Annotated in this window: 7 protein-coding genes; 1 reads left to right on the top strand and 6 read right to left on the bottom strand. The window is 64.0% G+C overall.

Going from position 1 to position 6,176, the window contains the following annotated elements; translation table 11 throughout:
- Window positions 1–648 precede the first annotated feature (648 nt).
- The 4 genes from HMPREF3088_RS00230 to HMPREF3088_RS00215 all read right to left on the bottom strand — a co-directional run bounded on the left by HMPREF3088_RS00230 (window position 649) and on the right by HMPREF3088_RS00215 (window position 3,858).
- Entirely contained in the window at window positions 649–2,541 is a 1,893-nt protein-coding gene (locus HMPREF3088_RS00230; RefSeq protein ID WP_070757487.1) for a heavy metal translocating P-type ATPase, read from the bottom strand.
- Window positions 2,538–2,897, bottom strand: a complete 360-nt coding sequence (locus HMPREF3088_RS00225) for a Cd(II)/Pb(II)-sensing metalloregulatory transcriptional regulator CmtR (RefSeq protein ID WP_070757485.1) — start codon at window positions 2,895–2,897, stop codon at window positions 2,538–2,540. Before HMPREF3088_RS00225 ends, HMPREF3088_RS00230 begins: the two co-directional genes overlap by 4 nt.
- Window positions 2,898–2,979: 82 nt before the next feature.
- Window positions 2,980–3,132, bottom strand: coding sequence for an alkane 1-monooxygenase (locus HMPREF3088_RS10580; protein WP_246817951.1), 153 nt, complete (start codon window positions 3,130–3,132; stop codon window positions 2,980–2,982).
- Window positions 3,133–3,315: 183 nt separating this feature from the next.
- The gene (locus tag HMPREF3088_RS00215; protein ID WP_070757481.1) at window positions 3,316–3,858 is read right to left on the bottom strand and encodes a DUF488 domain-containing protein; all 543 of its coding nucleotides are present in this window, start codon (window positions 3,856–3,858) and stop codon (window positions 3,316–3,318) included.
- 121 nt (window positions 3,859–3,979) lie between these two features.
- Here HMPREF3088_RS00215 and HMPREF3088_RS00210 point away from each other — a divergent pair, with 121 nt between their 5' ends.
- Entirely contained in the window at window positions 3,980–4,420 is a 441-nt protein-coding gene (locus tag HMPREF3088_RS00210; RefSeq protein ID WP_070757479.1) for a YtoQ family protein, read from the top strand.
- A 27-nt stretch (window positions 4,421–4,447) separates the two neighbouring features.
- On the opposite strand, the gene HMPREF3088_RS00205 is transcribed toward HMPREF3088_RS00210, so the two are convergent.
- Window positions 4,448–5,482, bottom strand: coding sequence for a sensor histidine kinase (locus HMPREF3088_RS00205; protein ID WP_070757477.1), 1,035 nt, complete (start codon window positions 5,480–5,482; stop codon window positions 4,448–4,450).
- On the bottom strand, window positions 5,479–6,147 hold the full coding sequence (locus HMPREF3088_RS00200; protein WP_210401459.1) for a response regulator transcription factor: 669 nt from the start codon (window positions 6,145–6,147) through the stop codon (window positions 5,479–5,481). The genes HMPREF3088_RS00205 and HMPREF3088_RS00200 overlap by 4 nt, the downstream gene beginning before the upstream one ends.
- Window positions 6,148–6,176: the final 29 nt, after the last annotated feature.

Below are 6,176 nucleotides of genomic sequence, written 5' to 3'. Positions count from 1 at the left end.
AGTCGAGGTGGCGCATTCACCCACTGACAACTCCCATCAACCTTCCACTTTCCATTCTTCCGGCTCAGAGTATTGAGGGGTCTGGGACCGGGTCCGTAAACCCTTTATGTTTTTCGCGCACAGCGGTTTTTAGCGACGCACCCTATAGGTTTTCCGCAGAACTTATATGTGTTTCTGTGCACCCCATATGTTGTCTGTTTTAGCGGTATTTCGTTGTTAATTCCGCACGCGCGCATCAAATGGTTATTTATCGACGACACTCCGTGGACTTTAAGTTCAACGTTTAACGCGGGCAGCCGCCGGATTCTCGGCGGCGATTTCGGCCCGAACCTCGGGGAGATTGTCGCGCTTCCTCATCTACGTGAGCTCCGCAACTCCGGTCAGCGCACCGCTACCCCCCATCGTCGATAGCTTGAGCGAGCTCGACCACGACCACCTGATCTGGTGCACCGGTTTCCGTCCGGCACTTGGCTCATTCCGCCACCTTATGCGCGGCCGCGAATCTGACGTGGAGAATCTGCATCTAGTCGGTTACGGCAACTGGACCGACAACGGCTCGGCAACACTGATGGGTGTGGGCCCTTTGCCAAACACACTGCCCAGGTAGTCGCGGACCGTGTCGGTGAAGCTCGACATCAAAAGTGTGTCTCAGCGCTTCGCTTGCGCAGCCCGCAGGCCGTTCAAAATCACGATGACCTCGGCGACTTCGTGTACCAGCACGACGGTGGCCAGGCCCAGTACACCGCTGATCGCCAGTGGCATCAACACGATGATGATGGCCAGAGACAGCACGATGTTTTGGTTGATGATCCTGCTGCCTCGGCGGGCGTGCTGCAGCGCCTGCGGGATCAGCCGGAGGTCGTGGCCAGTGAAGGCGACGTCAGCGGACTCGATCGCGGCGTCAGAGCCGGTTGCTCCCATCGCAATGCCCACCGTTGCGCCCGCCAGTGCCGGCGCGTCGTTGATGCCGTCGCCGATCATCGCCGTCGGCGTCTTGGAGGAGAGTTCGGCGACGATGCTTACCTTGTCCTCCGGGCGCAGCTCGGCGCGCACGTCGTCGATTCCGGCGATTTCAGCCAGCGCCCGGGCGGTGCGAGTGTTGTCGCCGGTGAGCATGCTTACTTCCACATCGTTAGCGTGCAGGGTCTGCACGGCTTCGGGCACCTCGGGCCGCAGCTCGTCGCGGACCCCGATCGCCCCGGCAAGGGCGTCATCGACGGTGACAAGGACACAGGTCTGGCCCTCGGACTCCATGCGCTCAACGTCTGCCTTTAGTGGCCCGGCGTCGATCCACCGGGGGCTGCCCACCAGCACCCGTCGACCTTCGACAGTGCCGCCGATGCCATGTCCGGCTTCCTCGCTGATGTCCTGGGCAGCGGGCGCTTCGGGCACCGCTGCCGCGATCGCCGCGGCGAGGGGGTGCGTCGATTGCTGCTCAACTGCCGCCGCGAAAGCAAGCACCTGAGCCCGATCGAATCCGTCTGCCGGAACCACGCCGGTAACCTCGGGCTGGTTGCGGGTAAGGGTTCCGGTCTTGTCCACCGCCAGGTGACGGATTCCACCGAGCCGCTCGAACGCCGCGCCGGACTTGATGACCACGCCGAACTGGCTGGCCGCGCCAATCGCGGCTACGACTGTCAGCGGCACGGAGATTGCCAGCGCGCACGGCGACGCTGCGACCAGGACCACCAACGCGCGGGTGATCCACGTCTCGGGGTCGCCCAGCAGCGAGCCAATCACGCCGACCAGCACCGCCAAAATCATCACTCCGGGCACTAGGGGTTGGGCAATCCGGTCGGCGATCCGGGCGCGGTCGCCCTTTTCCGCCTGCGCCTGCTCGACCAGGTCCACGAGTGTGGTCAGCGAGTTGTCCGTTCCAGCTGCGGTCGTCTCGACCTCCAGCACACCGGCGGAGTTGATCGCTCCCGCGGCCACCTCGTCGCCGGGTGCGACCTCCTCCGGAATGGATTCTCCGGTGATCGCTGAGGTGTCAAGGCTGGAACGTCCAGACCGAATGATGCCATCCGTGGCGATCCGCTCTCCGGGGCGCACGAGCATCAGCTCGCCAACCACGAGGTCCTTCGCTGCGACCTCGGCCGTCGTACCGTCGCGCAGCACCGTCGCGGTCTGCGGTACCAATTTCAACAGTGCCCGCAGTCCGCCTTGGGCCCGGTCCATCGCCTTGTCTTCAAGCGCCTCGGAGATCGAGTACAGGAACGCTAGCGCCGCCGCCTCTCCGACGTAACCGAGGATTACCGCGCCGACCGCGCTGATCGTCATCAGCAAACCAATGCCGAGCTTGCGCTTCGTGGCAAGGTTCCGGATAGCGCCGGGCGTGAACGTATACGCCCCTAGCAGCAGGCCGATCCAGAACAGAACTGTCGCGGGTGTCTCTAGTCCGGACCAGTCCAGCGCCAGACCTATGCAGAGGGCTACGCCGGAGAAGATCGGCAGTAGCAACTCGGGGTCCTTCCACCATGGCCGATCGAGATCTTCGATCTCCGTGGCTGGTTCGTGTTCGCATCCACATGCTGAACTCATGCGTCCGCTCCTTTTCCGTCGCAGCCGGGCACCGAGCACTCAGGGTCGATGCACTGGGCGTTTTCGTCGACAGCCAACGTCGCGTTCACTAGTGCGTTGAGCGCTGTCGCGAGGTGCGGATCGGCGATTTCGTAGCGTGTCTTGCGGCCCTCCGGCTCGGCGACGATGATGCCGCAGTCGCGCAAGCAGGTCAGGTGGTTCGAGACGTTCGAGCGGGTCAGGTCCAGGTCGCGCGCAAGCACGGCTGGGTAGCTCGGGCCGTCGAGTAGGGTCATCAGGATTCGGGAGCGCGTCGGATCGGCCATAGCCCGGCCGAGCCGGTTCATGACGTCGGGGCGTGAAGCAATAGTCAGCATGTGTTGAACTATACAGTATTCACTGAAATATTCAACACGCACTGAACTGACGTTGGAGCGAAGAGCTTGCGACCTGCAGAAATTAGTCGATGGGGTAGCCGATAACTGGGCTTTTGTGGTTCGGCTGCCAACCCAACGCGGGGGCGAGGTGGGTGGCGAAGTTGTCCAAGATCTTCACGTTGACGTCCACGCCTATCCCGGTGGGGATGGTGTTGAACAGGGTGTCGGCGGACATGACGGCGGCGTCGGCTTTGAGCGTGCTGTCCGCTGGTGTGCCTCCGATGCTGCTGCTTATAAGGTGGCGGGCGCTCCATGAATGCAAGGCGTAGGTCGCGCCTGAGGTCAGGCCGAGGAGGATGCCGTGGCTGACTGAGTCGTAGTCCGAGTTTCCGCACCCCCCTGGCCTCTGGTGTACGCGCTAGCCCCGCTCGGGGTAGCGCACGAGGAGATCTTTGCCGATGACTGCGCCGTCGTTGAGCGTTGCCTCGCTTACCTTCGCCTCGGCTGCACCCAGGCCCATAATGTGGCCAACCTCGTCACCGTGGGCGATGAGGTGGTCGGCGATGATACGCCGGTGGCAGCGCCACCACACCGCCTCGGAGCACATGATCGCGGTGGGAGTTTCGGCGGCGTTCGCCCGTAGCTGCGAGAGCGCGTCCGAGAACTCCTCGCCGAGCGCATGGTCGGCGTAATTGTGGAAGCTGCGGTTACGCCAGTTGCCGTTAACCTCAAACGGCACCGAGTGGGACACGTTGCGCCGCCCGGTGAGGCCCTCGCTTCTGCTGTAAGTGATGCCACATGTGGGAAGGTGTTCGGCAAGGTGGTCGTCGTTGAACCACGGGTACTTCCTGGACCCGGGCAGCTTGCGCACATCCACGATGGATGCCACACCGGCAGCCTTGATCATTTCAGCGAAGTCCTCGAAGTCGAGGTTGGAGTGGCCCACGGTGTAAATGCGCATGTCGCCAATGCTACGCGCCAAGCGATTACACTTACATCGGCTTCACGAATGAGAAGGTGACTTTGCGACGACACGTCGTAAACTTCAAGGTCAACGTCAAAAACCGTAAGGAGAAAAGGCCTTGAGCTTCAACGTGTACCTGTCCGGCGAGATCCACACCGACTGGCGCGAAGAGATCCAGCGCGGCGCGGAGGCCGCCGGGCTCGACGTCGTATTCACCGCGCCGGTGACCGACCACCCCGCCAGCGACGCAGCCGGCGACCACCTCGGCGAGGCACCCGCGGGCTTTTGGCGCGATCACCAGTCCTCGAAGGTGAACTCCATCCGCACCCGCACCCTGATTGAGAAGGCCGACATGGTCGTCGTCCGCTTCGGGGACCAGTACAAGCAGTGGAATGCCGCCTTCGACGCGGGTTACTGCGCGGCACTGGACAAGCCTTATGTCACGCTGCATGGCGAGGACATCGTCCACCCGCTCAAGGAGGTCGACGCCGCCGCGCAGGCGTGGTGCACCACCACCGACCAGGTCGTGGAGATCCTGCGTTACGTGCTCGAAGCCTAAGAGGCACTCCGGAGCTGCGCTCACCCTCTAAGCAGGCAGCCGCAGCGTCACGATGAGCCCACCTTCAGCCCGCGGAGTCAGTTCCACCGAACCGCCGTGGGCCTTAGCAATTGCGTCGACGATCGCCAGCCCCAGGCCCTGACCGGCCCCCGAGGTCCGCTGCGCCCGGGCGAAGGGCTCCACCCACGTGCGAACCTCCGCCGCGTCCAGCTGCGGCCCACCTGACTCCACGGTGATCTCCGCGTTCCGACCCACCTGTGCCACCGTCATGGACGGATCCTCGCCGTGAGTGATCCCGTTGCGCACCATGTTCTCCACCGCCTGACGCACCAGGGTGGGGGAGGCGGCCACCGTGAGCGCTTCCGCCGCCACCGGCACGCTCTGCCCACGACCGATATCACGGCATAGCGCGGCCAAATCCAGCTCCTGGCGATCCCGGACGTCCACGTTCGCCAGCTGTAGCAACGAAGCCACGGTATCGGCGGCCCGTGCATTGACCTCGCGCACCCGCCCCAAGGTGTCCCGCAGCACCTGCTCATCGCCACTGGCCAGGGCCACATCAGCCATCGTCTGGATCGTCGCGATCGGAGTCTTCAGCTCGTGGGAGGCGTTCGACGCGAAGCGGCGTTGCCGCTCGAGGGCATCCGCCAGCTCGTCGAGCATCGCGTTCAGCGCATCCGCCAACTCGCCCACCTCGTCATCAGGGCCCTGGTGGCTGATGCGGGCACTCAAGTCACCCCGGGTGACGGTCGCGGCGTCGTGCGCAAAATCCCGAAGCGGCTTAATCACGAGCCCAGCCACGAACCAACCGATCACCCCAGCGACCGCGGTGAGCAGCGCCAATACGGTCAGGGAGGCCACCAGCACGCGGCGCAGAACCTCATCGGCGATCGGCACCGCCCCGTCGATGACTAGCCCCTCATCCGGCGTCGGGATTTGGGCCATGAAAGGGACCGGCGTGAGCTTCAAATACGCATACACCAGCCCGATCAGCGCCAACCCCACGCCCAAGACGGTGCCTAAGAACATCACGGTGATCCGTGCCCGCAAGCTCAACTTCATCGCGGCGCCTCCGCCACGTAGTAACCAGCACCTGCCACGGTGTGCACGATGCGCGGTTCGCCCAGCTTTTTGCGCAGGTGGGAGACCGTCACGCGCGGGGAGTTCGTGAATGGGTCGGCATTCTCGTCCCACGCCTCCGCGAGCAGATCCTCGGCGGAAATCACCCCACCGGCTGCCTCCATGAGGACCTCCAACACCGCGAACTCCTTCGGGCTCAAGGCCACCGGCGCCCCACCCCGGGTGACCTCGCGGCGGAAGGTGTCCAGCCGCACGTCGCCGCACCGGTAGACCTCGCCGCGCACCGGCAGGTTTCGCTTAGCTAGCGCATTAACCCGTGCGATGAGCTCCGGGACCTCGAAGGGCTTGGGTAGGTAATCATCCACGCCGAGGTCGAAGCCCTCCAGCCGGTCGTCCAGGGTGCCCGAGGCGGTCAGCATGATCACCCTCGTCGCCGGGTGGGTATCGACCACCCAGCGGCAGATGTCGTCGCCGTGGATGCCTGGAAGGTCGCGGTCCAGGACGACGACGTCGGGCCGGATATCGTCGATCGATGAGCGCGCGGTGGCACCGTCGTAGACCGCAGTGGCCTGCATGTTTGCGCTGTTCAGTGCGGTGCAAATGGCGTCGGCGAGGTAGCTTTCGTCGTCGACGACGAGAACGCGGATTGTCATGGCATCGATCGTAACGGCACGGG

Origin of the sequence: Corynebacterium sp. HMSC22B11 (genome assembly GCF_001815965.1) — a bacterium.
Classification (GTDB): domain Bacteria; phylum Actinomycetota; class Actinomycetes; order Mycobacteriales; family Mycobacteriaceae; genus Corynebacterium.
Note: the sequence above shows the minus strand (reverse complement) of the source record. Positions and strands in the feature narration are given on the sequence as shown.

Excerpts from the sequence above, each read along its gene's own strand:
- HMPREF3088_RS00230 (WP_070757487.1), bottom strand. The coding sequence starts at position 2,541 with ATGAGTTCAGCATGTGGATGCGAACACGAACCAGCCACGGAGATCGAA.
- HMPREF3088_RS00225 (WP_070757485.1), bottom strand. The coding sequence starts at position 2,897 with ATGCTGACTATTGCTTCACGCCCCGACGTCATGAACCGGCTCGGCCGG.
- HMPREF3088_RS10580 (WP_246817951.1), bottom strand. The coding sequence starts at position 3,132 with ATGTCCGCCGACACCCTGTTCAACACCATCCCCACCGGGATAGGCGTG.
- HMPREF3088_RS00215 (WP_070757481.1), bottom strand. The coding sequence starts at position 3,858 with ATGCGCATTTACACCGTGGGCCACTCCAACCTCGACTTCGAGGACTTC.
- HMPREF3088_RS00205 (WP_070757477.1), bottom strand. The coding sequence starts at position 5,482 with ATGAAGTTGAGCTTGCGGGCACGGATCACCGTGATGTTCTTAGGCACC.